This window comes from Streptomyces sp. NPDC004647 (assembly GCF_040609575.1).
Classification (GTDB): Bacteria; Actinomycetota; Actinomycetes; order Streptomycetales; family Streptomycetaceae; genus Streptomyces.
In genome coordinates this window covers 13,849-40,502 of the sequence record NZ_JBEXKU010000039.1, presented here as the reverse complement: position 1 = coordinate 40,502, position 26,654 = coordinate 13,849, and the positions used below count along the sequence as shown (strand labels likewise).

General features: G+C 68.7%; 23 protein-coding genes and 3 pseudogenes. 13 read left to right on the top strand and 13 right to left on the bottom strand.

What is annotated here, in order from left to right; translation table 11 throughout:
- The first annotated feature begins 15 nt into the window (after positions 1-15).
- The 6 genes from ABZW18_RS18880 (at position 16) to ABZW18_RS18855 (ending at position 10,012) form a co-directional block, all read left to right on the top strand.
- Entirely contained in the window at positions 16-2,592 is a 2,577-nt protein-coding gene (locus tag ABZW18_RS18880; protein ID WP_356188700.1) for a dynamin family protein, read from the top strand.
- Positions 2,589-6,068 (top strand): hypothetical protein, encoded by a 3,480-nt coding sequence (locus tag ABZW18_RS18875; protein WP_356188698.1) that lies wholly within the window; start codon positions 2,589-2,591, stop codon positions 6,066-6,068. The genes ABZW18_RS18880 and ABZW18_RS18875 overlap by 4 nt, the downstream gene beginning before the upstream one ends.
- A complete protein-coding gene (locus tag ABZW18_RS18870; protein ID WP_356188696.1) occupies positions 6,055-7,530 on the top strand; it encodes a hypothetical protein in 1,476 nt (491 codons plus the stop codon). The genes ABZW18_RS18875 and ABZW18_RS18870 overlap by 14 nt, the downstream gene beginning before the upstream one ends.
- A gap of 1 nt (position 7,531) precedes the next feature.
- Positions 7,532-8,485 carry a hypothetical protein gene (locus tag ABZW18_RS18865; RefSeq protein WP_356188695.1) on the top strand — a complete coding sequence of 318 codons (954 nt, stop codon included), beginning with the start codon at positions 7,532-7,534 and terminating at the stop codon, positions 8,483-8,485.
- A gap of 72 nt (positions 8,486-8,557) precedes the next feature.
- Complete coding sequence (locus ABZW18_RS18860; protein WP_356188693.1) at positions 8,558-9,670, top strand: hypothetical protein; 1,113 nt, start codon at positions 8,558-8,560, stop codon at positions 9,668-9,670.
- 15 nt (positions 9,671-9,685) lie between these two features.
- A complete protein-coding gene (locus ABZW18_RS18855; protein WP_356188691.1) occupies positions 9,686-10,012 on the top strand; it encodes an alpha/beta hydrolase fold domain-containing protein in 327 nt (108 codons plus the stop codon).
- Between the two features lie 326 nt (positions 10,013-10,338).
- Here the strand turns inward: ABZW18_RS18855 and ABZW18_RS18850 are convergent.
- Both ABZW18_RS18850 and ABZW18_RS18845 read right to left on the bottom strand, forming a co-directional pair.
- A pseudogene (locus ABZW18_RS18850) lies at positions 10,339-10,560 on the bottom strand (lipase); the annotation flags it as partial.
- An 87-nt stretch (positions 10,561-10,647) separates the two neighbouring features.
- Complete coding sequence (locus ABZW18_RS18845; protein WP_356188689.1) at positions 10,648-11,217, bottom strand: WHG domain-containing protein; 570 nt, start codon at positions 11,215-11,217, stop codon at positions 10,648-10,650.
- Between the two features lie 79 nt (positions 11,218-11,296).
- On the opposite strand from ABZW18_RS18845, the pseudogene ABZW18_RS18840 reads away from it, so the two are divergent.
- Positions 11,297-11,616: pseudogene (locus ABZW18_RS18840) on the top strand (FBP domain-containing protein); the annotation flags it as partial.
- A gap of 47 nt (positions 11,617-11,663) precedes the next feature.
- Here the strand turns inward: ABZW18_RS18840 and ABZW18_RS18835 are convergent.
- From ABZW18_RS18835 to ABZW18_RS18810, 6 genes are all read right to left on the bottom strand, one after another.
- On the bottom strand, positions 11,664-13,160 hold the full coding sequence (locus tag ABZW18_RS18835) for an AMP-binding protein (RefSeq protein WP_356188687.1): 1,497 nt from the start codon (positions 13,158-13,160) through the stop codon (positions 11,664-11,666).
- A 75-nt stretch (positions 13,161-13,235) separates the two neighbouring features.
- Entirely contained in the window at positions 13,236-14,429 is a 1,194-nt protein-coding gene (locus ABZW18_RS18830; RefSeq protein WP_356188685.1) for an acyl-CoA dehydrogenase family protein, read from the bottom strand.
- Between the two features lie 9 nt (positions 14,430-14,438).
- Positions 14,439-14,630 carry a hypothetical protein gene (locus tag ABZW18_RS18825; RefSeq protein WP_356188684.1) on the bottom strand — a complete coding sequence of 64 codons (192 nt, stop codon included), beginning with the start codon at positions 14,628-14,630 and terminating at the stop codon, positions 14,439-14,441.
- A 63-nt stretch (positions 14,631-14,693) separates the two neighbouring features.
- Positions 14,694-14,867: an SDR family oxidoreductase gene (locus ABZW18_RS18820; RefSeq protein ID WP_356188683.1), complete on the bottom strand. Its 174-nt coding sequence runs from the start codon at positions 14,865-14,867 to the stop codon at positions 14,694-14,696.
- Between the two features lie 36 nt (positions 14,868-14,903).
- Positions 14,904-16,091 carry an acetyl-CoA C-acyltransferase gene (locus ABZW18_RS18815; RefSeq protein ID WP_356188681.1) on the bottom strand — a complete coding sequence of 396 codons (1,188 nt, stop codon included), beginning with the start codon at positions 16,089-16,091 and terminating at the stop codon, positions 14,904-14,906.
- Between the two features lie 177 nt (positions 16,092-16,268).
- Positions 16,269-16,562 carry an acyl-CoA dehydrogenase family protein gene (locus ABZW18_RS18810; protein ID WP_356188679.1) on the bottom strand — a complete coding sequence of 98 codons (294 nt, stop codon included), beginning with the start codon at positions 16,560-16,562 and terminating at the stop codon, positions 16,269-16,271.
- 306 nt (positions 16,563-16,868) lie between these two features.
- On the opposite strand from ABZW18_RS18810, the pseudogene ABZW18_RS18805 reads away from it, so the two are divergent.
- The 5 genes and pseudogenes from ABZW18_RS18805 to ABZW18_RS18785 all read left to right on the top strand — a co-directional run.
- Positions 16,869-17,157, top strand: a pseudogene (locus ABZW18_RS18805) (acyl-CoA dehydrogenase family protein); the annotation flags it as partial.
- Positions 17,158-17,472: 315 nt separating this feature from the next.
- Positions 17,473-19,035 (top strand): long-chain fatty acid--CoA ligase, encoded by a 1,563-nt coding sequence (locus tag ABZW18_RS18800; RefSeq protein WP_356188677.1) that lies wholly within the window; start codon positions 17,473-17,475, stop codon positions 19,033-19,035.
- Positions 19,032-20,369: an MFS transporter gene (locus ABZW18_RS18795; RefSeq protein ID WP_356188675.1), complete on the top strand. Its 1,338-nt coding sequence runs from the start codon at positions 19,032-19,034 to the stop codon at positions 20,367-20,369. The genes ABZW18_RS18800 and ABZW18_RS18795 overlap by 4 nt, the downstream gene beginning before the upstream one ends.
- A gap of 411 nt (positions 20,370-20,780) precedes the next feature.
- Positions 20,781-21,434, top strand: coding sequence for a TetR/AcrR family transcriptional regulator C-terminal domain-containing protein (locus ABZW18_RS18790; RefSeq protein ID WP_356188673.1), 654 nt, complete (start codon positions 20,781-20,783; stop codon positions 21,432-21,434).
- A 357-nt stretch (positions 21,435-21,791) separates the two neighbouring features.
- The gene (locus tag ABZW18_RS18785) at positions 21,792-22,841 is read left to right on the top strand and encodes an LLM class flavin-dependent oxidoreductase (protein ID WP_356188671.1); all 1,050 of its coding nucleotides are present in this window, start codon (positions 21,792-21,794) and stop codon (positions 22,839-22,841) included.
- Between the two features lie 330 nt (positions 22,842-23,171).
- Here ABZW18_RS18785 and ABZW18_RS18780 read toward each other — a convergent pair whose 3' ends face one another.
- Complete coding sequence (locus ABZW18_RS18780) at positions 23,172-23,804, bottom strand: helix-turn-helix domain-containing protein (RefSeq protein ID WP_356188669.1); 633 nt, start codon at positions 23,802-23,804, stop codon at positions 23,172-23,174.
- A 57-nt stretch (positions 23,805-23,861) separates the two neighbouring features.
- Here ABZW18_RS18780 and ABZW18_RS18775 point away from each other — a divergent pair, with 57 nt between their 5' ends.
- Complete coding sequence (locus ABZW18_RS18775; protein WP_356188667.1) at positions 23,862-24,308, top strand: DUF2855 family protein; 447 nt, start codon at positions 23,862-23,864, stop codon at positions 24,306-24,308.
- 366 nt (positions 24,309-24,674) lie between these two features.
- Here the strand turns inward: ABZW18_RS18775 and ABZW18_RS18770 are convergent, their stop codons facing one another.
- Genes ABZW18_RS18770 through ABZW18_RS18755 form a run of 4 tightly spaced genes read right to left on the bottom strand, consistent with a single transcriptional unit; the run spans position 24,675 to position 26,638 of the window.
- The gene (locus ABZW18_RS18770) at positions 24,675-25,274 is read right to left on the bottom strand and encodes a GAF domain-containing protein (protein WP_356188734.1); all 600 of its coding nucleotides are present in this window, start codon (positions 25,272-25,274) and stop codon (positions 24,675-24,677) included.
- Positions 25,198-25,869, bottom strand: a complete 672-nt coding sequence (locus tag ABZW18_RS18765; RefSeq protein ID WP_356188665.1) for an ATP/GTP-binding protein — start codon at positions 25,867-25,869, stop codon at positions 25,198-25,200. The genes ABZW18_RS18770 and ABZW18_RS18765 overlap by 77 nt, the downstream gene beginning before the upstream one ends.
- Positions 25,847-26,239 (bottom strand): DUF742 domain-containing protein, encoded by a 393-nt coding sequence (locus tag ABZW18_RS18760; RefSeq protein ID WP_356188663.1) that lies wholly within the window; start codon positions 26,237-26,239, stop codon positions 25,847-25,849. Before ABZW18_RS18760 ends, ABZW18_RS18765 begins: the two co-directional genes overlap by 23 nt.
- Before the next feature lie 3 nt (positions 26,240-26,242).
- A complete protein-coding gene (locus tag ABZW18_RS18755) occupies positions 26,243-26,638 on the bottom strand; it encodes a roadblock/LC7 domain-containing protein (protein WP_356188661.1) in 396 nt (131 codons plus the stop codon).
- Positions 26,639-26,654: the final 16 nt, after the last annotated feature.

Here is a 26,654-nt window from a genome sequence, read left to right as displayed (position 1 = left end):
GTGAGGAGTTGCCCCTTGCCCATCGAAGATCCTGCTCAGGCGCTGGGGTTCGTACAGGAGGCACGCGACGCGATCCAGCGCATCCCCGGGATCCCTGAGGAAGCCGCTGACGCGCTCCGGGCGGCCCAGCGTCAACTGAATGAACTGCGCAGTGTCGCCGCGGCGCCTGTGACGATCGGGGTGGTCGGAGAGTTCAGCGCGGGCAAGTCCAGCGTCATCGGGGCCGTACTCGGCGATCCCAGGCTGCTGCCCGTCCACAAACTGCCGGCGACGGCTCAGGTCAGCGCCTTGGAACTGAGGGTCGATCGCAACGTGAAAGGGCCGCAGCTCGGCAATCGAGCGGTCGTGGAGTTCTTCGGGCACGAACATGTCACCGCGTGCCTGGACTACATGGTCGGCCATCTGGCGGAGGAGGTGGCGAAGGCGGATCCGGACTGCGATCTGAAGGCCCTGGCCGCGTTCCGCCACACCCTGGCCACCTCTTCGACGGGCGGTGCCCCCGACTGGGCGGGCCACGAACTGTGGACCACCTTCGACCGCTGGGCCCGCTCAACGCTGTGGGCGCGTGAGGAGGACAACGAGGCTCTGCGCAAACTGGTCATGGAGATCAGGGCGTTGAGCGACGCACTGGCTCTCCTCCACCCCGCCCTGTTCGGCGACACCTACGAACTCCCCACCGAAGCCGTTCTGACCGTCACCAGCCGGGGTCTGCCCCCGATGCCCGGGGCGCCCTACCCGCACCGGACTCCCCCTGACGAGCCACTCACCCGCAAGGCGCTGCAGGACGATTTGCGGCGCCTGGGGACCGTCGCTCCCCTCATCCGCAGAATCGGCTTCACGGTCGCCGTCCCGCCCGGCACCTGGGAGCCCGCAGACGCCGGCGCCCTCCTGCTCGACTTTCCCGGGCTTGGGGCGGAGAGCAGCCGCGACGCGTACCTGTGCGGCTCGCAGCTGAGGAACGTGGAGACGATCCTCGTCGTCGGTCGCGGCGATCTCCTCGGCTCCCGGGACATGTCCCGCTTCTACGGCATGATGCAGGCGCAAGGGCACAGCAAGAAAAAGCTCACCGACGCCATCCTCGTCACGCTCAACAAATGGGACACGGCGACCGTTCCACAGCTCCCGGATGGCGCCACGCCCGACGGCGAGACGGTCCAGCGAGTCTCGGACGACCTGACCGCCGCGCTCGCGGCCTCCCGTATGCTCATTGCCCAACGGCTGCACCGCCTCCAGGTGCTCTCCGTCCACGCGGCCGCGGCCACTCGAGGCGGCGGCCTCGCCTGCACCCTCGCCGACCTCTGCGCCAACAGCGAGACGAAGGCCGAGGAGCTGCTTGAGGGGCAACGCGCCTGGGGTCGGCTGGCGGACCGGATGGCGGCCGTGGACCCGGAGCACCACTGGGTGAGGGATCTCGGCGAGTACTCCCGCGATGGGGGCCTGTCCTCGCTGCGCCGTATGCTCGCGCGGCATATCGACGAGCACGGAGTCTCCCTCAAGCGTCAGACGGTCCGCGCCCAGGCGTCGCGTGCTCTGCGGGCGTGCACTGTACTGGAGGCCCGGCTGAACGCGCGCCCCGTCGCGCAGAACAGCGGCGAGGCGGCCGAGTTGCAGCGCCGGTTCGAGGCGCTGCGGGCCGCAGCCGACGGGCTGCTCGCCGATCTGAACGAGCTGCGCAATCCGGCGAAGGCGAGGCAGGGCAGCGGCGGTTCGGTGCTCGCCCGACTCGAGCAGCGTGCCATTTCCGTGGTGTTCTCCTGGCCGCTGTGGGGTGATCTGCTCGCCGCCGTCGAGGACGGAGTGGTTGCCAAGAGTCCCGACAGGGGCGACTGGGAGCCACCGTGGCTGGCGAACCTGCCCGAGGAGGAGCAGCAGATCTACCGGGAAGGCATGGGGGCTGCCCAGGAGAGGGACGGCGACACCACCACCGCTTTCTACGCCCAGTACGCCACCACCTATCGCGCCTTGCACGCCGACGCCAGAGAGAAGCTGACCGTATGGGCCGAGGCGTGGCTCGCGGAGCACAGCGCGGCCTTCGAGGACCTGCACGCGTGGCTGGAACGTGAGGAGACCGGCATACAGCTGCGCAACCTCTTCGCCCATCTGCCCGGGATGTCACCCGACCTGAGGCTGCTGCAGGTACGGCTGCTGGCCCGGAAGGAACCGCTGGCTGCGATCCCGGCGTCGGTCGCGGACCGCTTCGAGCTGGCGCCGGAGGACGCCGAAGTACCGGGATTTCCCCGGCAGAGGGACCATGTTCTGCCGTGGAGCCATGAGTATGAGGACGACCCCCTGGCAGCCGTGCGAGAGGCCGAGAGCAGCCAGTACGTGGTCGCCCGGCTGCGCCGCGACCTGGTGGTCGCGCTGAGCGACCGGGTCTGTGCGACGTTCGCGGACATGCTCGCGGCAACGCTCTCCCCCATGATCAGAACCGTCCACAGCAGCGCGTCCGCCGTACCGGATCCACTGCAGGTGGACCAGATGATCAGAGCTCTCGCGGCTGCGGCCGGAGCGCCGCGGCCCGATACCACCGCCACTGAGGACGGCCGGGAGACCCTGCGTGCCGTTCTGCGCCGCTGGGAGGATGCCGCGTGACCGTCCTGTACATCGCTTTCGAACCGGAACTGCCCGGGCTGCACGGCAGCGACCAGGTCTTCACCAGCGTCGAGAACGACGGCTGGTATCCCCTGCCCGATGTGGTGCTGGAGACGCGTGGTGGCATACCGCGGGCCTTCCCGCAGGAGCTGCGGATCACCGAGACCGGGGGCGGGCCGCCGGCGCTGCGGCAGTGGCTGGAGAACAACTGGGCCCCGAGGGAGCCGCTCCCTGGAACGAACCCGCTCTACGCCCGATCCGTGGTGCTCTCCGGCCTGTGGGTGCCCGCCGAGGTGGTCCGCGCACCCGACGGCAGACCCGGCGAGGTGCGGACGATCGTCAGCTGGCGGCTTACCTACAAGGACGAACAGGGCACACCGGACCAGGACTTCGCCACGGTCCACCTGGTGTTCGCCACCGAGAGGACTCGGCGCGCCGACACACCACTGACCGGCATCCCCCGGCACATCGGGGACCAGGCGATCTTCCGGGACTTCGCAGCCATCGACTTCGGTACCACCAGTTCCACAGCCACCATCTACAACGGCGACGAGAACACCGTCCGTCGGATGGACCCGGAGCAGCAGCGGCAACTCGCTCTGGGCCTCGCCAAGATCCTGCAGCCGCACCACGACCTGGCCTCCTCCGTCGGTCCCGAAGCCGGCTCCCCGGACGACGCCGTCCCGCCCCCGGGATGGGCGGACGAGGCCGATCACATCGCCGCCGGCGTCCTGCAGGCCGAACCCGACAACAGCCGCACGGTCCGCCGGCTCTGTGAGCTGCTGCGGGCACCCGGCAACCCCGGCCCGTTGCCCGTCCTCGTGGAGCGCACCGCCTACGCCCTGGAAGGACGCGGACGGACCTCCGCCTGGAGCAACTGGGTCGTACCCCGCCTGCACACCGCGTACGTCCAAGCGCTGCGCGTACCGCCCCTGAGCCAACTGGGCCTTCAACGCGTGGACTTCGGCGGTGCGACCATCACGTACGAGGCGCCCAGCGCTCTGAATGTCCGCGAGGGGGTCCTCCACCTGTCGGCACAGCACTCAGGGACGGTCCGCGGGCTCAAGCGGCTGCTACGCCACCCGGCCGATGTGCCGGTCCCTGTACTCGGTGAAGGTGTCGTACACCCTTCCGACGACCTGATCGCGCTCACCTTCGTACGGCTGATCGAGTCCGCGGAGGCGCTGATCCGCAACCCCCAGACCGGTGAACCGCGCCGCCTCACCGAGCTGGTCGCCACCTCTCCGACGACCACCGCTCCCGGTGTGCGGGCCCGGATGGTGGAGCTGCTGCGCACCAAGGCCGGCCTGTCCCAGGTGGTGACGGACTATGACGAGGGTGTGTCCGCGGGGCTGTTCTTCGTGATGCGCGACTTCTCGGGGGACCCGGGCGCGGGCGTGGAGGTGATGCGGGCGGCGGCACGTCGGCTGCACCACCTCCCGCGCCCGACATGGCTGCAGACCATGCTCGTCATCGACGTTGGTGGAGGAACCACGGACATCGCCCTGCTGGGCCTCACTCTGACCGATCTGAGCGAGGAGATGTCTGCGCAGGACAAGCGCACCCGCGGGCGTACCTACGAGCTGCGTCCCGAGGTTCTGGGTTCCACGGGCCACCCGGATCTGGGCGGCGACTACCTGACGCTGCGGGTCTACTACCTGCTCAAGGCGTCACTGATCGACAGGCTCATGGAGCGGGCCTACACGGCTACGCAGACCGGGAAGGCAGACGGAGACACTCCGCATACGACGCCGGGCTCTGGCCGGGGCCGGGGCCGGCACAGGGAACTGCTGGAACTCGCTCCACCGGGGCTGGCATCGGCCTCCGGTGCCGGTCCGGGCAGCCTTGCGGCTGAGGTGCTCACCCACCTCGCGCCGCCCGAGCTTCCCAAGACTCTGGCCCCGGAGGCAGTGCGCCGCACCCTGATGGCCGTACTGCCGACGGGCTGGGAACGGACGGGCGACCAGGAGAACCCACTGTTCCATGCGCTGTGGGAGAACGCCGAGAAGGCCAAGGTGCACCTGGGGCAGCCTGGGAACAAGACGTGGCCTGTGAGCACGAACGACGTCAGCAAGTGGCTGGAGCAGCTTGGGCAGGGCGGCGGAGACGACGAGGCCGCCGACGAAGACACCGCCGCGTACCTGGGCGAGCTGCTGTCCGCGCAGTCCGGAGACGAGTTCCTCGCGCTCCGTCAGGAGGACTTCCAGCGGCTGGCTGCACCTGTATTCCGGGAGGCGGCCGCCATCGCCGTCGACATGGTGCAGAGCCGCTTCCGGCAGGATCCCGACCTCACCCTCGACCGGATCATGCTCTGCGGGCGGAGCACGTCCATGCCGATCGCCAAGGAGGCGGTGGCGGCCGAGATCGCACCGCAGCTGCTGACCAACGGCTCACCGGTGTTCCGCAACCCGGCGGCCATTGACGTCGAAGCGCCGTTCGCCAAGCAGGCCACCTCTCTCGGCGCCGCGTGGGTGCACGCCCGCAGCCGTCCGGTGCTGCGCGCCGGCGGTGACGACCTCGGCGGCACCACCCGGACGACCTCGGTGACCATCACGACGGGGGACCTCTCCCCCACGCTCCCCTGCGACTTCCGCCTCATAGGTCCGGAGAACAAGCCCGTGCAGATCTTCACCGTCGGCGAGCCGTACGAGGAAGTGCCGGGCGACCGGATGGCGGTGCGAACCGGATGGGGCACGGCGGAGCGCATGGTCAACCTGCACCGGCCGCTCAACGGCAAGGTCAGCATGAGCTGGGGTTCCTTCGGGGTGGAGCGGGCCGCCGCGGTGCAGGGCGTCCAGCTGGAAAGCGACCTTTGGTGGGGACGCATCGCCGACGGCGTGACCTCCCAAGTGCGGATGCAGTTGGAGGTGGACGAACGGCTCGAACCCCGGATCCATTTCTGCGTGGGGAGCCGACCACACCTCGTGGTCGACGGCCGGTCGGTCGACCTCGTGCGTTCCGGCCATGCTGTGCTGGACGCTGACGGCCATCTGACCTCGCTCACCGCGTCGCTGGTGCTGTACGGGGTGAACCGGCGAGGCGAGCGCACCGAGCGGCGGACGGTGATCGACCGTCAGGCGTGGCGGGAGACGGGCCGCGACACCGGACCGCTGACGCAGCTCTTCCACGACAGCCGGGACCTGGACAGTCCGGGCGATCCACTGCCGGGCATGGTGGTGGCCATCGACCCACTGCCGACTTCGGACGAGTACGTCTTCGAGGCGCTGATGCCGGAGGGAGATCACCAGGAGATCGACAGGCTGCGCGTACCACCGGGGACGCGTAAAGGGGCGCGGCACTATCTCACCCTCGACAGCCACGGCATGCTGCGGGTGAACCGGCACCGGCTGCCGTATTGGGAGGCCAAGGATCTCCGGGCGATGCAGGAGAACCCCGGGTCCGTCTACACCTCGCTGATGCAGCAGGATCTGGACAGCCTCTTCCCGGATTGGGCACCTTTCAATGGCCGGCACTGAGACCGCCTCAGGAGGGCGGACCCCGGGTTCCGAGGACGCGGTCCGCGAGGCGGCCCTGAGGTTCGCGGCTGCGCTGTCCGCCCTGCCGGACGGGGAGGACAGCGGTACCCGGCAGTCGGTGCTGGCCTTGTTCCACGTGGCTGCGATGGGTCTGTACCAACTCGAACTCGACACTCGGGACCTTGGACTGGGCGGTACCGCGACGGGTGCGAGAGACGTCTTCCAAGCCTTCGACGCACTGCTTCGTGCGGTCACCTGCAAACCGGAGCAGGTCCCCGTTTCGGAAACGGGAGACGGGCCGCAGACGGGAGCCGCGTCGGCCACGGACCAGGAGCGAGAAGCCGAGCCGGTATCCGGGGCCGTGCCGGAAGGGGAAACCGACGAGGACGCGGAGGATGGACAACAGCAGGAGCAGCCCTCGCCACCAGAGGCGGAGGAAGACCGGAATGCCGCCAACGGTCCGCCGCAGCCGGCAGCGTGTGGGGAGGGGTGTGAGGCGGCGGATGGCGACGAGGAGGGACAGTCGGCGGCAGATGCGGCCGGCCCGGCGGCACCGCCCCATGCGGGCTCAGCCACTTCCAGCGCGGTTTCGGAACAGGCCCAGGACCAGCTCGAGCGCCGAACCGAGAAATTGTGGTCCCATCCCCCGAAGGGCCTGGTGTTGCTGCGGGAAATCCCGGGATATCAACCGTCCCAGCAGGACATCCTGCCGGCCCGCGGGTCGGTCGACGCCCTGGCCCGCGGGCTGCGGGTGGACGCACTACGGCTGAACTCCGGAGATCGCCAGGGACTGCTGAAAGACATCGCCAAGGCCCTGGGCACTGCCGCGCCGGCCCCGGACAGCCATGTCCTTCCTGCATTCGACGCGGTGCTGGCTCAGCCTGTGGCCGGGCCCGCACTGCTCCATACCCAGGACGCCGATCCCCGGCTGATGCCTCTGACGGCCCGCGCCGAGGCGCTGATCGAGGTGGTCCGCGAGGCCGTCGACGTCGGTGGCGGACTGTTGTTGCTCGAGGAGACTCCGCCTCGTACCCATCCGGTGACCCGCCACAAGTTCGAGAATTGGATCAACCGGGTCCGCAAGCGTCTGAACGCGGCCCAGCGCCCGGGGCCCGGCTTCCCCGGCTTCCCCCAGGCACTGATCCAGCTCGACGAAGTACTCGCCGAGATCGTCCCCGATCCCGTGCCGGAGCGGAACAGCTGGTGGCAGAACGAGCGTGCGAGACGGCGGGAGATCGTCTCCGAACTGCTCAAGGACGCGGGCGGCCAACTGCACGACAAGATGTATCCAGCCCACGAGGAACGCTCCGGCCTGCTGGAAAAACCTGTCGTGAGCGAACGGAACACGGGAAACCGGATCCTGTGGTGGATCAGGCTGCCGTGGAGCACAACGGAAGGGTCCGGCGCCAAGCGATACAAAGGCCGGGCCATCTGTGAACGGCATGAGCCGGACGGCCGCTGACATGCCGTCGGGCTACGGGCGGGGCGGCACAGCGGAGTGGCAGGCCGACATCGTCGAGGTGCTGGAACGGACCGAGGTCGGGGCGCGCGCCGGGCTGCGGGCGGCACTGCGTGAGGATCTCCGCGCACTCGCCGGCAACGGACCCGTCCCGCACCGGATCGCGCTCCTTCGGTCGGCGGAGTTGCCGGACGGCACCCGGACGGTTCTGGAAGGCCTGCTCACTCTGCCGCTCGACGAACAGGGCATCCAGCACCTGCTCGTGGATGCCCCTGCGGCTCCGGTCGCCGCCGTCGGCTGGCGCCGCGCAGTCCAGGACGCCCATGCGGTGCTGCTCGTCGTCGGGTACGGCCCTCTGGCCCGCGCGACACGGACGCCGCAGACACGGCTCAGGCCGGAGCTGTCCGCGCTGCGCCAGTTGCTCCCCGTCGTCCTGGCCGCTGTGCCTGCCGAGCGCATCGCGCTGGTCGTCGTCGGTGCGGACAGCGCGGGCATCGGCGGCCGAGCCAATCTGGCGGCATGGGCGCCGACGGCGGTGCGGAGGGTGCTGGGCGACGCGTGCGTCGGACTCACCGTCGCCGTGCTGCAGCCCGTCGGAGCGGCAGAGGCCTGGCTGGAGGTCGCCCGACTGCCGGCCGGGAAGCCGTTGCCGGTCGGTTCCCGGGCGGCAGCGCTGTGGGAGTCGTCGGGTCCGGCCGAGTTGGTCGAGAAAGTGCTGCGGCCATGGGCCGAGTCGGCCACGGATGCGGTCGCGCAGCTCGCCGATGGTCGCTTCACCGCAGGGCTGCACGCCGCTCGGCAAGGCTTCGCCGATCTGAGCCGTCGCTACGGGTGGCCCGCGGAAGACGTTGGCGCACGCTGCATACCTGAGCAAGGACGGCCCCTGGACTCGGCGCACGCACGGGAGTTGCGCGACCTGTTGGTTGCCTCGGCCTGCGCCCCGCTCACCGACCTGTGAAGCCTCCTCGTGCCGGCCGACCACGGAAGGACTCTCATGAATGGCGTCGTCGTTCTCCTGATCATCTCGGTCATGGGAAATGCGCTTCTGGGCTACTGGCTGGCGTTCCGCCGTCCGCGGGTTCTCGTGCCCGGTCCGGTGAGGACCGAGTATGTGGAGGTGCCCGGCCCGGAGCGCGTCGAGCGCGTAGAGGTGCCGGGACCGGTACGGACTGAGATCGTGGAAGTCCCCGGCCCGGAGCGGGTGGAACGCGTCGAGGTGCCCGGCCCGGAGCGCATCGTGGCGGTACACGCTTCGCCGCACATCGGGGAAGGTCCGTTGCCCACCGCGGTGGGCACAGGGCTGCCGCTCGAACGGGACACGGCCGCCGACACGGTCGTCGACGGGGCCGACCTCGGACCGCTGCGGGTGCGCGCCACCTCACAGCGGGGCGGACGCAACCGCACCGACCAGCGGCACCGCCGCGACGGGCTGCTCCTGCACACCTTTCGTGGGTTCGCACGCCCCGTTCTGTTGTCGGTAGCTGCCGCCGGCAACCCGGTGGGGCAGTGGTCGCAGGCGGGAGCCGTGCTGGCATCCAAGTCACTGGTCACCCATCTCCATACCTTTGCGGGCCCGTTGGAGGCGGCCCTCTCCGGCGACGGCGGGCAGGACACCGTCACCGACCTGGTGCGGTCCACGTTGCGCGGCGCGGCGAAGAACCTGGACCGCCTTGCCGACCGCCACCAGGTATCGCCCGAGCAGGTGTCGACCGAGATCGTGGCGCTGCTCACTCCGCTCGGTGATGCAGTCGGCCGCCGACACCTGATGTTCGGTGCCGGTTCGGGGGAGGTGCTGCTGCATCGACAGGGCAGGTGGAGCACCGCCGGGAGCGCTGTCACCGGCGAAGGGGCAGGTCCGGTTGCCGATACGGCCTCATGGCGCGCCGACCGTGCCCTTCCCGTGGGGGAATCCGCGGCGTACTGGAGAACCTTCGAGACCGGGCCCGGCGACCTCGTGCTGGTCTGCACCGGTGCGACGGCGCAGCTCTTCCGCCGACCGGAAACGGCCGATTTCTTCGCCGAGGTGTGGAGTGACGGCATTCCCGACCTTCACCAGTTCCTGTGGCAGACCGGCGTCCGGGTTCCGGGCGCGGAAGCCGACCGCACGCTGATCTGCCTGTGGGAGGCGGCCGGCAGCGTGTAGGAGAGACCTGACTCCGTGACAGCTCCCTGGCCCTTGCCGCCACGGATGCTGTCCGTGATCGCGGAAGTCGACCCGCTCCGGGACGAGGGGCCGGCCTACGCGGCGCGGCTCAGCGCGGCGGGCGTGCAGACGGAGATCGTGCAATTCCCCGGCGCGGTCCACGGATTCGACATCCTGTTTCCCCACATCCGGCTCGCCCAGCGGGCCTTCGCACACCAGGTGCGCGCCCCCGGGACGCCCTCACAGAACCAGCGGACGTCACCTCATGACGCACCCTCGGCCGGCGTCGGCGGCGCCGCACACGTCGGCAACCAGCGGCAACGCGCGGTGCCGGCCGTTTGAGCACGGTGGGCCGCCCGGCATGGATGTTCTCATGGCGACTCCGGCACATCAGCAAGTCTTCCGCTGTCGCATGGCCTTCAGACGAACCCACGCGGGTTCCTCGCGCGTCCTGGCCGGTTTGAGGTTGGCGAGGCCTGACCCTCTACCAGGCCCTGGACCCGCTCCAACGGCTGCTCGCCACCTGGACCGGCCACTGCCCCACCTGCCGGCAACCGCCCCTTGGGGCTGGTTACCCCATCGTCCTCACCGAGGGGTAAGCCCCATGCCCGACTCAGCACTACCAGGCTCTGTCTCGCCGATCACGGGTGGCGAGACAGAAACCGGTTTCAGGCGCTGCCGTCCGTGAAGAGGCCGTTAGCGGTGAAGGCCAGCTTGGCGAAGTGTTCGCCGATGCGGCGGTGTGCCGCAGCATCCGGGTGAAGCTGGTCGGGTAGCGGCAGCTCGGAGAAGTCCGCCTCGCCGTAGAGTTCGCGGCCGTCGAGGAAGCGCAGGTTCGGGTCGTCAGCCGCCCGCGCGGCGGTGATGCGAGAGAGCTCCTCCCGGATGATGTCCGCCCGTTGGTCAAATATTTCGGATCGTTCCGATTCGCCGATACGCCGCGCGGCCGACGGCCTCCGGCTGGTGCGGGGCCCTGGTCAGGGCGCGGGCCAGCTCCGCAGCAGGGCGTCGAGGGCGTCCAGGATCCGTGACCAGGTTTCCTGCGTGTCGGGGTCGCTGTGGCTGAACGCTCCCCCCATCTCCAGGCTGACGTAGCCGTGGAAGACACTGCCCAGAAGCCGGACCGCGTGCGTCTGGTCCGGCTCCGTCAGGTCGTAGCCGCGCAGAATCGCCCGCATCATCTCTGCGTGCCTGCCGCCGGCGCTGGCGGCCGCCGTCTCCGGGTCGAGCCTCAGCTGGGCCGCGGCGTAGCGGCCGGGATGCTCCCGGGCGTAGTCGCGGTAGACGTTCGCGAAGGCGGCCAGGGCATCCTTGCCGGCCCGCCCGGCCAGAGCTGCGGCGCCCCGGTCGGCGAGTTCCCCCAGGGCGAGCAGAGCGATCCTGGTCTTGAGGTCCTGGGAGTTCTTCAGGTGCGAGTACAGACTCGCGACCTTGACATCGAACCGCCGGGCGAGCGCCGAGACGGTCACCTGGTCGAAGCCGACCTCGTCGGCCAGTTCCGCCCCCGCCCGGGCCAGGCGTTCCGTGGTCAGTCCTACGCGTACCATGCCCGTCCTCCCATTCGGCAGAACCAATTATGCAGTTACCTAAAACCTATAGGCAAATTGGCCTCTCTTTGAGAAGCCGCTGACTGAACGAGAGATCCGTACCGCGTTCGTGAACTGCACCAAGGGCGCGGCGAAACGCCTGCCTGTCCCGCGCGACCTGGCCGACCGCCCCTGGGACGACCTGGACTGCCTCGGCTGGCGAGATCCTCAGGCTCCCGACCGCTCCTACCTCGTCACCGAGTTGGACGGCCGCCCGAGGGCCCTCGCGCTGCGCTGCCCCAGCACCACCTCCTGGCGGATGCGGCGCAGCACGTGCTCATGTGCGCGACCACCGACACCGGCGGTGTCTCCCCGATGGTCGCGGGGAGGGCGGGGAAGGCCGGACAGCAGGGCAACTCGCCTCCGGTGGGCAGGGATGATGCGGTGGCGGGAATTGGGCGGGACCGTCAGGCCTGTCGCGCCTCGGGCTCCGCGTAATGCGCACGGATGCGACGCTTGGCGATCTTGCCGTTGTCGTCGCGCGGCAGGTCGTCGACGATCTCGATGTTCCGCGGCACCTTGAATCCGGCGAGCGTGGCGCGCAGGGCCCGGCCGAGCTCCCCCGGGTCGATCACAGCATCGCGCTCCGGTTGCACCAGGGCGTGCAGCCGCTCGCCGAATTCCGGGTCGGGCACACCGAACACCGCGCAGTCGAGCACACCGGGCTGCCCGAGGATCGCGTTCTCGATCTCGGCCGGATAGATGTTGACTCCGCCGGAGATCACCATGTCCACCGCGCGATCGCAGATGTAGAGGTAACCGTCCGCGTCGAGGTAGCCCATGTCCCCGAGGGTGATCAGGTCGTCCAGAGCGACGCGCTCACGCGCATCGGGCTGATTCCGGTATGTGAAGTCCGTGTACGCGGGCTGCCGCACGTAGATGATCCCGGTCTCACCGGGGGGACAGTCCACGCCGTCCGGGGAGACGACACGGATCCGCGCCTCGCCGACCGGACGGCCGACACTGCCGGGACGCTCAAGCGCCTCCTTCGAGTCGATCACGGTGATCCAGCCGCTCTCGCTGGAGGCGTAGGTCTCGTGCACGATCGGACCGAGCCAGTCGATCAGCGCCTTCTTCACCTCCGGAGCACAGGGCGCGCCCGTGGATCCGACGAACCGCAGCGAGGACAGGTCATAGCGCTCACGCACTCTGCGCGGCAGTTTCAGCAGGCGGACGTACATGGTCGGGACGCAGTACAAGGTGTCGACGCGGTGACGCTCGATCAGGGCGAGCGTCTGCTCGGCGTCGAAGCGAGGCGCGATGACGAGGGTGTCGGCGATCTGGCTCGTCCACTGCGCGAAGCCGCTCGGCGCACTGTGGTAAAGCGGAGCCGGTATGAGGGCACGGCAACCTGCCCGCACCCCGAAACTGGCTTCCATCACCTCGAGGGACCGCCTCCGGTACAACTCCACTGCCCCCAGGGGTATGGGAGCGCGGACCACACCCTTGGGCCGTCCCGTCGTGCCCGAGGTGTAGGCCATGTGCCCGCGCGGTGCCACGACCGGACCGCTGTAATCCGGCTGATGTACCAGCCACTTCTCATACTCGACCGCTTCCCCGCCGGCATCGCCCGCGACGGCGAGTGTGGTGACGCCGTGGGGCAGAGCGGCGCGTGCCGCGTTGAGCAGATCGGCGTGGCCGATCACCACCCGGGCGCCGGAGTCCTGGATGATGTAGCCGATTTCGGACGGCGTGAAATGCCAGTTGAGGGGACAGTAGGAGAACCCGCCGATCCGGCAGGCCAGGATGATGTCCACGTAGACGGGGTCGTTGCGCAGGAGCACCGCGACCACATCGCCCTCGCGCAGCCCCAGGGCGGCCATTCCGCCGGCCAGTTTGCGGGCCCGCGCATCAAGCTCCTCGGGGGCGATCTCCGTGTCTGCGAAGCTGACGGTTGCGGTCATCGGGAACCCTCTCTTCATTGAGATAAGTCCTGTACGGACGTATACGCGAGCCGGTGGTGCCGCCCGCGTGATGGCCTATCCGCGGAACGCGTTGTGCCCCGTGAACGCCTGGCCGAGCACCAGCTGGTGGATCTCGGCCGTGCCCTCGTAGGTCAGCACCGTTTCGAGGTTCACCATGTGCCGGATCACCGGGTACTCCAGTGAGATGCCATTGCCACCGAGGATGGAGCGCGCGGTCCGGCAGATCCCCAGCGCTTCGCGCGTGTTGTTGAGCTTGCCGAAGCTGACCTGCTCGGGTCGCAGGCCGACCGTGTCCTTCTGACGACCGAGGTGCAGGGCCAGCAGCAGGCCCTTGTGCAGCTCCACCGCCATGTCGACGAGCTTGGCCTGGGTGAGCTGGAAGCCGGCGATCGGCTTGCCGAACTGCGTGCGCTGCTGGGCGTATTCGAGTGCGGCCTGCCAGGCGGACCGGGAGGAGCCCATGGCGCCCCAGATGATCCCGTACCGCGCCTCGCTCAGGCAGTTGAGTGGTCCCGAAAGCCCCTTCGCCTCGGGCAGCATCGCGCTGTCGGGCAACCGGACGTCGTCCAGTACCAGTTCGCTGGTCACCGACGCGCGCAGGGAGAGCTTGTGCTTGATCTTGTGGGCGCTGAACCCAGGAGTGTCGGTCGGAATGACGAAACCGCGGATTCCGTCCTCGGTGGACGCCCAGACCACGGCGACGTCGGCGATGCTGCCGTTGGTGATCCACATCTTGCGGCCGTTCAGGACCCAGTCCGTGCCGTCGCGCCGCGCCCTGCTCGTCATCGAGCCGGGGTCGGAACCGGAGTCGGGTTCGGTCAGGCCGAAGCACCCGATGGCCTCGCCCGCGGCCATGCGCGGCAGCCACTCCTGCTTGTGCTCCTCGGAACCGTGCGCCCAGATCGCGTACATGGCCAGGGAGCCCTGCACGGAGACCATCGAGCGGATCCCCGAGTCGGCGGCCTCCAGTTCCAGGCAAGCCAGACCGTAGTGCACCGCGCTCGCGCCGGCGCACCCGTAGCCCTCGAGGTGCATGCCGAGGAGGCCGAGCCTGCCGAACTCCTGGGCGAGTTCACGCGCGGTCGGCAGATCACCGGCCTCGAACCAGTCCGCGACGTAGGGGGTCACGTGTTCCGCACAGAACTTCCGGACGGTGTCGCGGACGTCCCGTTCGTCCTCGGAGAGCTGGGAGTCCAGGCCCAGCGGATCAATCGGGTCGAACGGCGCGAGCGTACGGCTGGTGCTCATCGGGCTTCCTTACGTGATCAATTGGGACACGCCGACGTCGACTCGGCGGGTGGGGGTGGGGAACGGCCGGCGGCGCAGACCCGAGGGGCGGCTGAACCCGGCAGAGCGGACGGGGTCGGCCCGGAGCTCGGTGGGCGTCCTGCTCCGGGTCACCGCGAGCTCCGGGTTCGCCGTGAGCAGGGCGGTCAGGCTGCTGCCCACCGGGGTTCACGGTCCCGAAGGTCCGGAACGCGGCGCGCAGCCGGCCGCGGCGGGCGAGGACACTCAGCGGGCTCCGCCGTTGACGTACAGGGTCTGGCCGCTGACGTACGAGGCGTCGTCGCTGGCGAGGAAGGCGACCACGGCGGCAGCCTCTTCCGGCTGCCCGACGCGGCGGAGCGGCGTGCGCTCGGCGGCCAGCCGCTGGTGCTCCTCGGGTGCGGAGCCGAACCTGCTCATGAACGTTCTCCCATCGGCGCCTGTGAGGGGTGGGTGTCAGCCGTGGTCGATGACCACGGCGCTGCCCTGGCCGACGCCGACGCACATGGTGGCCAGCCCGCGGCGTGCGCCGGTGCGGCGCATACGGTGCAGCAAAGTGGTGAGGATGCGGGCACCGGAGCAACCGAGGGGGTGGCCGAGCGCGATGGCACCGCCGGTCGGGTTGACGAGCTCCCCGTCGATGCCCAACTGGTCCATACAGGCCAGTGCCTGGGCGGCGAATGCCTCGTTGAACTCGGCCTCCTCGATGTCCGCGATGTCCCAGCCGAGCCGGGCCAGCACCTTGCGGGTGGCGGGGACCGGGCCGATGCCCATGGTGTCGGGGTGGACCCCGGCACTGGCGCCGGCGGCGTAACGGCCCAGCGGCTCCAGCTCCAGCTCGCGCAGCGCCTCCTCGCTGACCAGCAGCAGCCCGGCAGCGCCGTCGTTCATCGGGGAGGCATTGCCCGCGGTGACGCTGCCGTCCCGGCGGAAGACCGGTTTGAGGGATGCGAGTCGCTCGGCGGTGGTGTCGTCGCGGATACCCTCATCCGCGGCGACGACAACCCCGTCGGGCCGGGTGACGGGCAGGATCTCGGCGTCGAAAAGGCCGTCCTTGCGGGCGGCGGCGGCGCGCCGGTGGCTGCGCAGCGCGAAAGTGTCCTGCCTTTCGCGGCCGACACCATAGCGCTCGGCGACCTCCTCGGCGGTCTCGCCCATGGAGAGCACGCCGTGCAGCTGGTGCATACGCGGGTTGGTCAGCCGCCAGCCGAGCCGGGTGTCATACGTCTCGATCTTGTGCGGCAGCGCCTCGTCCGGGCGGGGCAGTACGAAGGGGGCGCGGCTCATCGACTCCGAGCCGCCGGCCACCACCACCTCGGCTTCGCCTGCGGCGATGGTCCGCGCGGCGGAGGTGACCGCCTCCATGCCCGAGGCGCACAGCCGGTTGACCGTGGCTGCGGGCACGGACTCCGGCAGGCCGGCCAGCAGCACCGCCATCCGGGCGACATTGCGGTTGTCCTCGCCGGCCTGGTTGGCGGCGCCCCAATAGACGTCGTCGATGCGGACCGGGTCCAGGGCGGGCACATCGGCGAGCAGGCCTTTGAGGACGGTTGCGGCGAGATCGTCAGGGCGGACGGTGGACAGGGCGCCACGCAGCCGACCGATGGGGGTGCGGCGGGCGGCGGCGAAGTACACGGGGCGCACGGGGACTCCTGGTTGGGCGGGCGGTGGTGGGTGTGGAACGGGCAGCTCGACCGATGGAGTTACACCGGTGAAGGCAACTGCGATGAACGCTTGTGGATCTGGCTGGTGCCCTCTTGGAAGGGTCATCTCGCGGGCGTCGTGCGGCGGCTTGCCCACCGGGTACTTGTCGGTGCATTCCTAGCCGCCGAAGATTTGGAGCGCGTTGTTCGCGCAACGCTCCGCGGCCTCGCTCGGGGTACAACTGCGCCACCGGGGCTCGGCGGCGCAAGGCAGCCCGAGGCCGATGTGGTCGGCGACCCGCCAGGTCGGCAGCCGGGCGGCGCCGAGGGCGACGGCAGTGTCCTCGATCATCTTCTGGAGCAGCTGGTGCCCGGCGATCGGCGTGCCGAACTGCTTGCGCTCCCCCGCGTGCCGCACGGCCGCCTCCAGGCCGGCCCAGACCATGCCGACACAGCCCGTCGTAAACGACATCGGGCCGTTGGCCAGGTCGCGTCGGCCGCCTGCTCCGGTGTGAGTTCAAGATCCATGGGGGTACACCTCGCGGTCGGGTGCAATGGAGCGCGCTGAGAGGCAGGCGCGCCGAGTTAAACTAGCACTGCAAGTTTTTGGGGACTGTAGTCCGTGTCGCGCCCGCTGTGAAGGGGGCCGCCCCCCCGAGCGCGCCGTACGCCACCGCCGGCTGGGGCGTGCACGCACCGTGACTCCAGGATCCGGATGTGTCCGGCTCCCCAGGGCCGGGCCTTGTCCGTAGGTCTTGGCGGTCTCGTGGTCGCCCCCTTGTCAGTGGCGGCCGGGTGCGTGGGCATCGCGCGCGGCCTTGGAGGCGAGCTTGCGGTACGCCGGTGAGCGCGAGCAGTTCGGCCGCCCCATCGCCGGATACCAGCTCGTCCAGGAGATGCTCGCCGACATGGCGGTGGAGACCGACGCCGCCCGGCTGCTGGTGTGGCGGGTCGCCGATCTCATCGAGCGCGGCGAGCGGTTCGGGACCGAGGCGTCGATGGCGAAGCTGTTCGCCGGCGAAACCGCCGTCAGGGCTTCCAACCTGGCGATCCAGGTGTTCGGCGGCAAACGGCTACATCGACGGCCGCCCCTTGTAACCGATCGACGATCGGTTTACGCTGCGGCAACAACCGAACGATGATCGGCCACCTCCGAGTGCTGCCGGACGCCCACAGAGCGCGGTCCACGGCCCTTACCCGCGCCGCAACCGAACCCGTCCCCTCGTGTTCATCTGTTGCACCCGACCGGCGTAGCCGACTCGCCGAACCACCCGCATACGGCGCTCCGAGCTTCGTCAGGCCGCCGCTCGGCGCCCAGGACCCATGTCCGCCAGTCCTTCGCTGACCCATGTCAGCGCTCTTGTGTGATGGCAGGAGACCTTATGACAGCCTTGTCGCTCGCGGCGACGCTCGCCGAACCCGCCCGTCGCTCCCCCGACAGTCTCGCGCTGGTCGAAGGCGGCGTCCGCCTGACCTATGGCGAGTTGTGGGCCGAGGCCCTGCGCTACGCCGCCGCGCTACGGGAGCAGGGCGTGCGCCCCGATGACCGTGTGGCGTTGCTGTGCCCCAATACGGCGGACTTCGTTCGCACCTACTACGCCATCCTGGCCCTCGGCGGTGTCGTCGTGCCGGTGCCGACGCTGCTCAACGCCGACGAAGCCGCGTACATCCTCCAGCACTCCGGCGCCCGAACGCTCGTCGCTGAGGTGAGCCACCTCGATCTCGGCCGGAAGGCTGCGCACACGGCGGGGATCTCCGTCCTGCCCCTCGGGGACCGTCACAACAGCGGGTCGTTGGACGCACTCGCGCGTCCGGCCGACCCTCTGCGTACGTACACCACTCGGGATACCGACGACCCAGCCGTGATCTTCTACACCTCCGGCACCACAGGGCGCCCCAAAGGTGCCGTGCTCACCCACTTCAACTTGGTCATGAACGCGACTGTCAATGCCTACGATGCCAATGGGCTGCGCCCTGACGACGTCGTGCTCGGCTGCCTGCCGCTGTTTCACACCTTCGGCCAGACCGTGGCCATGAACGCGACCTTCCGGGTGGGCGCAACGCTCGTGCTGCAGCCGCGGTTCGATCCGGACGGCGCCATCGCCCTCATGCGGGACGAAGCGGTCACTGCATTCTACGGCGTACCGACGATGTTCATCCGGCTCCTGGACAGCGCGACCGGTCAGCCGGAGCTCCCGCAGCCGGCCATGTGCATCTCAGGTGGCGCGTCACTGCCGGTCGCGGTGCTCGAGCGCTTCGAGAAGACCTTCACCACCACCGTGTACGAGGGCTACGGACTGTCCGAGACCTCTCCGACGGCGAGTGTCAACCAGTCCGGGTACGGGACGCGGCCGGGCACCGTCGGCCATCCCCTGTGGGGCGTTGAGGTGGAGATCGCCGACGCCGATATCGAGGGCTGCATCGAGCTGCTGCCGCACGGCGAGACGGGCGAGATCGTCATTCGCGGTCACAACGTCATGGCCGGTTATCTCGGTGACCCGGAGGCCACCGACGCCGCCATCGTCGACGGCTGGTTCCGTACCGGCGACATCGGGCGCAAGGATGCCGACGGGTTTCTCTCGGTCGTCGACCGCAAGAAGGATCTCATCATCCGCGGTGGGTTCAACGTCTACCCCCGTGAGGTCGAAGAAGCCCTGACGCGCCACTCCGACATCGCCGAGGCAGCCGTCATCGGCATCCCCGACGACGAACGCGGCGAAGAGATCTGCGCCGTTGTCGTGCCGCGCTCCGGCCGCCGCATCGATCCTGACGCCCTCATCGCGTGGACCCGCGACCGGTTGGGCCGCCACAAGTACCCCCGTCGCGTCGAGGTCGTCGACCGTCTGCCGCTTGGCCCCAGCCACAAGGTGCTCAAGCGGGAACTGCGTCGGCAGTTCATCCAGCAGGCCACCCCCCGAGCCACCGAAAGGACCGTCGCCCCATGACTGTTCAGAGCCCCAGGACAGACCCGCAGAAACCAATCGATACAGCAGCGGTTCCGCGCTCCGAGGTGCGCCGTGCAGCCCTCACCGCCATGGCCAGCTCCGCCATCGAGTGGTACGACTTCTTCATCTACGGCACGGCCGCCGCGCTCGTGTTCAGCACAAAGTTCTTCCCGTCGTTCAGCCCCGTGGCCGGAGTGCTCGCGGCTTTCGCGACCTTCGCCATCGGCTTCGCCGCGCGCCCGCTCGGGGGCATCGTCTGCGGCCACTACGGCGACAAGTTCGGCCGCAAACCCGTTCTGGTGGCGACACTGATCATCATGGGCGCGGCGACCACGCTGATCGGTCTGCTGCCCACCTTCTCCATGATCGGGATCGCTGCACCCATCATGTTGGCGCTGCTCCGCTTCGCCCAGGGCCTGGCGGTCGGAGGGCAGTGGGGCGGTGCGATGCTCGTCGCGACCGAGTACGCACCGCCCGGGCGGAGAGGACTGTACGGCAGCTTTGTGCAGCTCGGCGTACCGATCGGCCTGATCCTCGGCAATCTGACCTTCCTCTTCATCACCAGCGTGGTCGCCAAGGACGACTTCGAGGCGTGGGGATGGCGGGTGCCGTTCGTCTTCAGCGTTGTGATGATCGCGCTCGCCATGTTCGTCCACAAGCGGCTGGAGGAGACGCCGGCGTTCCAACGCGCGGAGGAGCGGCTGGCCGAGAGCAAGGAAACCCGGCGGCGCTCGCCGGTGCTGGAGGTGCTGCGCTCCCAGCCCCAGCAGATCCTTCTCGCAGCCGGCTCGTTCCTCGTCGTCAACGCGTCCTTCTACCTGCTGGTCACCGGGATGCTCGACTACGGCACCAGGCACCTGGGAATGAGCAAGAGCACCGTGCTCACTGCCGTGCTGCTGGGCAATGCCGCCCAGCTCGTCGCACTCCCGTTCTTCGCGGCGCTCTCTGACCGCGTGGGCCGTCGCCGCGTCTACGCTGCCGGGGTCGTGGCCCTGGGTATCTGGGCGTTCCCGATGTTCCAGCTCGTCGACACCAAGCAGTTCCCGCTCGTCGTCCTGGCCCTGGTCGGGGGCGTCCTGTGCCTGTCGGTGGCGTACGGTCCGCAGGCGGCGCTGTTCGCCGAGATGTTCAGCGCCGAGGTGCGCTATTCCGGCGCCTCCCTCGGCTACCAGATCGCCGCGGTGCTCGGCGGTGGTCTGGCACCGTTCCTGATGGTTCTGCTGCTGGAGACCACGCACACTTCGATGTCGATCTCCATATACATCGCAGTGATGGCGGCCGTCGCCCTGCTGTCGCTGTGGCGGATCAAGCCGGTCCGCGATCCGTCGGAATAGCCGTCGCTTTCAACCCCGGTGGGTTGTCGACAACGGGGCGGCCACCGCGCGATGCTCCGAGTACGACCAAGTGCTCGGGGGCGTGCGGTGGCCGTCATTGCGGGTGTGCACTCCCCCGGCCTCGAACCGGACCAACTCGTGGGCTGCGCCACTGGATGCAGAGCGGCACCCCGTTACCTTTCCGTGGCCCCGCAACGGGGCCCCTGGCCTCCGGCCCGGCGTGACTCCAGGCGCCCCGGTCCGCCGTGCCGGCCCTGCCTCCGGTTCGGACCGCGGACCGCAGGAGGGGCACGCCGTGGCCCGCGTCGGTCCCTGTTCGAGTGACGTTCCCACGCTGACCCTGCGTGTAAGGTGAGGTCAGAAGCTGGGCACTGCGGGTGACCGACCGCGAGACGACCTGGGGGTGCATCGGTGGGCCGGCCGACCAAACCGATCCTCAGCCGGGACCGTATCTGCACCTCGGCGCTGGCCATCGTGGACGAGGAAGGGCTCGCCGAGCTGTCGATGCGCAAGCTCGCCCGAAGCCTCGGGGTCCAGATCTCTTCGCTCTATGAGCATGTGAAGACCAAGGACGATGTCCTCCACGAAGTCGCGAACACCATCATGGCGAGCGTCGATGTCTCGGGCTTCGAGACCGGCGACTGGCGTCATGGAGTGGCGTCCTGGGCACGGTCCTATCGCGCTGCGCTGGCCGCTCATCCCAACATAGTTCCGTTCCTGGCCTATGGACCGGCACATCGTGAAGCGTCCTTGCGGCGCGCCGACACCGTACATGGCGGTCTGGTGGCCGGAGGCTGGGCTCCCCGGTACGCCACGATGATCGGAGCCTCGACCAAGTACCTGGTGGTCGGTGCCGCGATGAGCTCCTTCGCCGGAGGATTCGACGACGATATCCAGGTCTACGTCGACCGATACCCGCACCTGGCCGGGGCCTACCGTTTGCGCGAGCGTGCCGACGAGATCGACCAGGACAGCTTCGAACTCGCTCTTGACATGTTCCTCGACGGTCTCACGGCACTGCACGCCCGGGTTGCCGCGTCCGCGGAGGATTCCGAGAGATCCTGACGGTCTGACGCATTCCGTTCAATGTGCCGTCTGGTACAGCAGATGCAGTCCAAGCCGGTCCGGGAGCGTTTTTCGAGCCCGTGCCCGCCGTTGTCGCCGGCTACGGCCGCCGGCCGAAGGCGGAGCAACAGAGCATCGTCGGCTCGGTTTTGGGTCGCGGACCGGATACCCCATCGGACAGCTCGTCGGGGCCCAGTGGGCAGGACGCCCCGCCGACGAGGCGCGGGCCCCGGGGCTCAACCGCCCACGCACTCTGGACAGATGAGGACGCTGTCCACACCCTCGAAGGGGCCCCTCATAGGAGGAATCAGGCTCGACGACCGGTACCGCCTCATTCCACTTCGGAAGGTGACGCCCGTGAAGTTCAGCTATGCCCTACTCCCCGACTACCCACTCCAGGAGTCCCTGGCATCGATCAGGCTCGCCGACGAACTCGGCTTCCACGCTTGCTATGCCGCCGACGAGACATGGCACAAAGATCTGTGGCTGCTCTTCGCCGCGGCCGCCGGCCAGACCCGCCGAATCCGGCTGGGCCCGAGCGTCTCCCCCGTGACCCTCCGCGAACCCACCTTGATCGCCCAGGCCCTGGCCACCCTCGACGAGCTGTCCGACGGGCGCGCGGAAGCAGTCCTGTCCAGCGGAAACTTCGGGCTGCTGGCGCAGTACGGCATCGACTGGGCTCGTACCCGGCCACTGTCCCGCGTCAAAGAGGCCCTGCACGTGGTGCGCACGCTCCTCGACGACGGCACCATCACATACGACGGCGAATTCTTCACCTACCGCGGGCTGTTCACCTTCGCCCGCCCGGTCCAGGCCCATGTTCCGCTCAAACTCGGGGCGATGCGCGGCCCCAGGTCCTTCGAGGCAGCGGGGGAACTGTCCGACGGCTGCCACCACGCGCTGAGCTACACCCGCGAGGCATACGACTACGCAGTACGACACATCCGGGCCGGAGCCGAGCGGGCAGGCAAGGACTGGCGGTCACTCGACATCGGCGCCTGGGTCGTTTTCGCTACCGGCCCCGACTCCGCGACCGCCAAGGACGCGGCACGCAGCATGGTCGGCATCTACGCCTCCTCGATGCCCGAGGAGCAGCTGCGCCGCAACGGGGTGGACCCCGGCGAACTCAAGCCGATCATCGACGCCATCGCCACCGGTGACCTCGCCCGCGGCATCGAGCTGACCACACCCGAGATCGCCGAACGCCTCTCCATCGCGGGCACTCCGCAGGAGTGTCTGGAAAAGGTACAGCGGGAGATCGCCCCCAGTGGTGTCAACCACGTGATCTGCGCCATCACCGACCGCAGCCTCGTCAAAGCCTTCACCGGCCGCGACCTCGAGGGCGTGGCCGACGTGAACCACCAGCTCCGCCTGATCCACGACACGATCATGCCCGCGTTCCCATGACCCCGCCCGGCACGAGGACTGGCCGACGCGGCGGTAGTCCACCACGGCTCAATCACATCGGGGCCGCCCGGTGGTCCGTTGCGGAAGCGGGCCATGGGTAGCGCAGCCCGCCACGGGCCGCACCGCCGACCGCATCGCCCAGGGCGCCACCACGTCTTCCGAGGACCACTTCTGCCGTACTCCCGCCCCACTTCGTCGAGCTGTCGGGGGGTGCACCCGTTCAACCCGACAAGGCGCCCCGGCGTCGGAAAACGGCGGATCCGAGCCCCCGTAAGGAGGTGGCCGCAGTGACTCGGATCATAGACATCGCAGAGCCCAGCGGGCAGAGGATCACTCCTGGGGCATGCGCAGTACGTTCATCCAGAGCCGGGTGAGGGTCTCCACCAGCGTCTCGAAGGGCACGGGCTGGTCGGCGGCGAAGGTCACGTACGCCATGCGGCTCACCATGGCGCTGAGGGCCCGAGCGGTGACTGCCGGGTCGAGCGCCGGGTCGGCGAGGCCGGCTTCCTGGAGGCGGGTGATCGCTGCGGCGCTGCGCTCGATGAACGCCTGCGACCGCCGCAGCCGCAGCTGCAGGAACCGCCGGTCCACGGCAGCGGCCTGCTCCATGGCGGCCATCAGCGCCGCGTTGCGCCGATAGGACTCCAGGTAGGCGCGGTTGGCTTCCTCCACCCCGCGGCGCAGCTCCCGGCGACTGCCGCCACTGACTCCCGCGTGCAGCATCTCGTCCTGTAGCTCCGTCAGAACGGCGGCGAAGACATCGTCCTTGGAGGCGAAGTACGTGTAGAAGCTGCCGGTGGCGACGCCGGCCTCGGCCGCGATGTCGACGATCCTGGCGTCCAGGTAGCCGTCCCGTTCGAAGGTCCGCCGGGCTGCGGCGACGAGGGCGTCCCTGGTACGGATCCCACGACGGGTGCGCCGGGGTGCTACGGGCTCGGAGGCTGAAGGGTCGGGCGAGGGCATGCGCCGCATCCTAGCCGAGTATTGAATCCGAACCCGGATTCAATTACGTTCCGGCCTATGGACACCTCCGCCACTTCCAGCGGCTGGAATCTACTCGTCGCCCGCGATGACTTGTCGACCGCCGAACTGGTCGACGCGCTGGTCCCGGAGATCCGGGACGGCGAGGCGCTGCTGCGGGTCGACCGGGTCGGCCTCACCGCCGACAACGTCACCTACGCCGCGCTCGGCGAGTCCTTCCGCTACTGGGAGTTCTTTCCGACCCGGGCAGGCTGGGGCATCGTCCCGCTCCGGGGCTTCGCCGAGGTCGTCGCATCCCGCAACGGATCCGGCTCCCCGGACCGCCCGCTGACACCGGTGCGCGCAGTTCGCGTCCATGGCGCGGTCGGTCCGCAGGCGCAACCGGCACCCGTTCCCGGCACCGGCCGGGTGTGGGCGCTCGTCGCGCCGCACCCCCAGGCCATCCCGAAGACAGAGTCATCCGCCATGACCGACTCGGCGGAGTGATCCACGAATACACCCAGGTCGCATAGGGCGGCCGAGTATCGGGCACCCACAGGGACTTCCTCAGGAAGTCGATCTTCTTCTTCGCGGGCAGATCACCGTAGTCGAGGATCATGATGACTTCGGGTTCGGCCTTTGCGACGGACTCCCAGTCACCTGTGTCCACCGCTGGTCGAGGCCGTCAAAGATGTTCCTGCCTCTGGCAGTCTTGACGATGCCGTTGGGCGAAACCTGGTTGCCCGAAGGGCTGGTCGGTGCCGGATCATAGAGGAAGACCGGCGCATGACCACCCTTGGGCGCCTTTGCCTCGACGGCCTCCCCAGCGCGCCTCATCTGCCCTACACAGGCCCCTTCAAGCAGGCTCCCTCACTAACCGTGCTCCGACCGCTCGATGCGCTCCACCAGTTCAGCCGCCATCGTCTTGATGGTCTCCAGCCCTTGGTGACCCCAGGGCTGCGGATCCTGGTCCACTACACAGATCGTGCCCAGCACCATGCCCGTGCGGTCGATCAGCGGCGCTCCCAGATAGGAGTGGATTCCGATTGCATCGATCACGTGATTCCCGGCATAACGTGGATAGTCGCGGACGTCCTCCAGGACCAGAGCCTTGCGCCGCCTGACCACATGCGGGCAGAAACCTATGTCGAAGTCACGAGGCATCACTCGACCGGGCACGGGGTCCTCGAGAAGGGGGGACTCCAGCTCCACGGTTGTGTCGGAGGCCGCGCTGTACAAGCCCGCGAAGTACTGACGGTTCTCGTCGACGAAGAAGTTGACGCCCGCGTAGCACCCCCCGGTGCGCTGCGCCAGTTCACGCGCGAATTCATCGAACTCCGGAACGGGCTTGTCTTCAATCCCCAGTTCCCGAAGCCGGAGCGCCCGGGCCTGTGCCTCAGGGTCCTCCGGAGGGAGAAGCAGATGACGCACGGCGATCGCTATCTCCCCCCCGAAGGGAGATTTGTACACCATTTCTGTCATGGGGACTCCTTGAACTGATCAGATGCTGAACGAGGGAAAGTAGAATCCGAATACCCGAGCTGGACAGGCGAGCATCACACAGGACCACCGGCACTTCGGGCTTGAGGTCCAGCGCCGCCCGCACCTCTTCCGGCTGATAGTGGTGCGCCCCTTCGAACTCATTGACCGCGACGAGGAATCTGATGCCACGCGCTTCAAAGAAGTCAACCGCCGCGAAACTGTGGTCCAGCCGACGGGTGTCGGCGAGCACTATCGCACCAAGTGCCCCGGCTGACATCTCGTCCCACATGAACCAAAAGCGCTCCTGGCCGGGCGTGCCGAACAGATAGAGCACGTGGTCGGGGCTGATGGTGATCCGGCCGAAGTCCATCGCGACCGTGGTGGTGGCCTTGTTCTCCACCCCGTCCAGCCTGTCCGTCGCAGCACTGACCTCGGTCAGTAGCTCTTCCGTGCTCAGCGGCTCAATCTCGCTGACCGCTCCCACAAAGGTGGTCTTGCCCACCCCGAAACCCCCGGCGACCAGAATCTTGATCCCCATCGGAAGGGAGTCGGCGCCGGGTGCCTCAGAGTCGTTTGAGGAGCCCATCCCGCAACGCCTCCAATAGATCTATATCGGGGGTAACACATGGCCCCTGTGTTCCCAGGTCGAAGCGCCGTGTGGCGACCGCGCCACGCTCCGCCAAGTCGGACAGCAGCACCTTGATCACTGTTGCGGGCATGCGTGTGTGCCCCGCGATCTCAGCCACCGTGACCGGCGTCCGGCACAGCTCGAGTACATGTGTGTGATCAAGTCCGAGACCGCTCCGAAGCGCGGTACCGGTGGCCACCACCATGGTCATCAAGTCGAAGTGGCAGGTTGGTCTGGTGCGTCCGTCACTGACGGTGTACGGCCGGACCAGCCGCCCGACGGCATCGTCGAGCAACCGCCCATCCGGATCGTCCGAGTCGTCCGGCATCTGTCACTGCCCCACCGACTGACGGGGAGCGGCCCCCAGGTGCGGGCGGACGCTCTTGACCATCATCGTCATCTCGTAGCCCAGCACCGACACATCCGCCTCGCGCCCGGCGAGCACTGCCAACAGGGCACCCTGCCCGGCCGCGGAGACGAAGAGGAGCGAGCTGCTGAGTTGGGTCACGATCTGCTGCACATCACCGCCGTCGTCGAATCGCTTGCCTGCGCTGCGGGCCAGCGAGTACAGCCCGCTGGAGAGGGCCGCCAGATGATCCGCTGCGTCTTTGTCCAGTCCGTCCGAGGCCATCACCAGACCGTCCGAGGACAACAGCAGTCCGCTCCGCGTATGCGGTACGCGCTGCACAAGGCCGCTCAACAGCCAAGAAAGATCTTCGCTCACCACGATCGTGTACTTCTCC

Coding starts and splice junctions, on each gene's coding strand:
- ABZW18_RS18870 (WP_356188696.1), top strand. CDS start 6,055: ATGGCCGGCACTGAGACCGCCTCAGGAGGGCGGACCCCGGGTTCCGAG.
- ABZW18_RS18865 (WP_356188695.1), top strand. CDS start 7,532: ATGCCGTCGGGCTACGGGCGGGGCGGCACAGCGGAGTGGCAGGCCGAC.
- ABZW18_RS18860 (WP_356188693.1), top strand. CDS start 8,558: ATGGGAAATGCGCTTCTGGGCTACTGGCTGGCGTTCCGCCGTCCGCGG.
- ABZW18_RS18845 (WP_356188689.1), bottom strand. CDS start 11,217: ATGGTACGCGTAGGACTGACCACGGAACGCCTGGCCCGGGCGGGGGCG.
- ABZW18_RS18835 (WP_356188687.1), bottom strand. CDS start 13,160: ATGACCGCAACCGTCAGCTTCGCAGACACGGAGATCGCCCCCGAGGAG.
- ABZW18_RS18830 (WP_356188685.1), bottom strand. CDS start 14,429: ATGAGCACCAGCCGTACGCTCGCGCCGTTCGACCCGATTGATCCGCTG.
- ABZW18_RS18820 (WP_356188683.1), bottom strand. CDS start 14,867: ATGAGCAGGTTCGGCTCCGCACCCGAGGAGCACCAGCGGCTGGCCGCC.
- ABZW18_RS18810 (WP_356188679.1), bottom strand. CDS start 16,562: ATGTCGTTTACGACGGGCTGTGTCGGCATGGTCTGGGCCGGCCTGGAG.
- ABZW18_RS18800 (WP_356188677.1), top strand. CDS start 17,473: ATGACAGCCTTGTCGCTCGCGGCGACGCTCGCCGAACCCGCCCGTCGC.
- ABZW18_RS18795 (WP_356188675.1), top strand. CDS start 19,032: ATGACTGTTCAGAGCCCCAGGACAGACCCGCAGAAACCAATCGATACA.
- ABZW18_RS18780 (WP_356188669.1), bottom strand. CDS start 23,804: ATGCCCTCGCCCGACCCTTCAGCCTCCGAGCCCGTAGCACCCCGGCGC.
- ABZW18_RS18775 (WP_356188667.1), top strand. CDS start 23,862: ATGGACACCTCCGCCACTTCCAGCGGCTGGAATCTACTCGTCGCCCGC.
- ABZW18_RS18770 (WP_356188734.1), bottom strand. CDS start 25,274: ATGGTGTACAAATCTCCCTTCGGGGGGGAGATAGCGATCGCCGTGCGT.
- ABZW18_RS18765 (WP_356188665.1), bottom strand. CDS start 25,869: ATGGGCTCCTCAAACGACTCTGAGGCACCCGGCGCCGACTCCCTTCCG.
- ABZW18_RS18760 (WP_356188663.1), bottom strand. CDS start 26,239: ATGCCGGACGACTCGGACGATCCGGATGGGCGGTTGCTCGACGATGCC.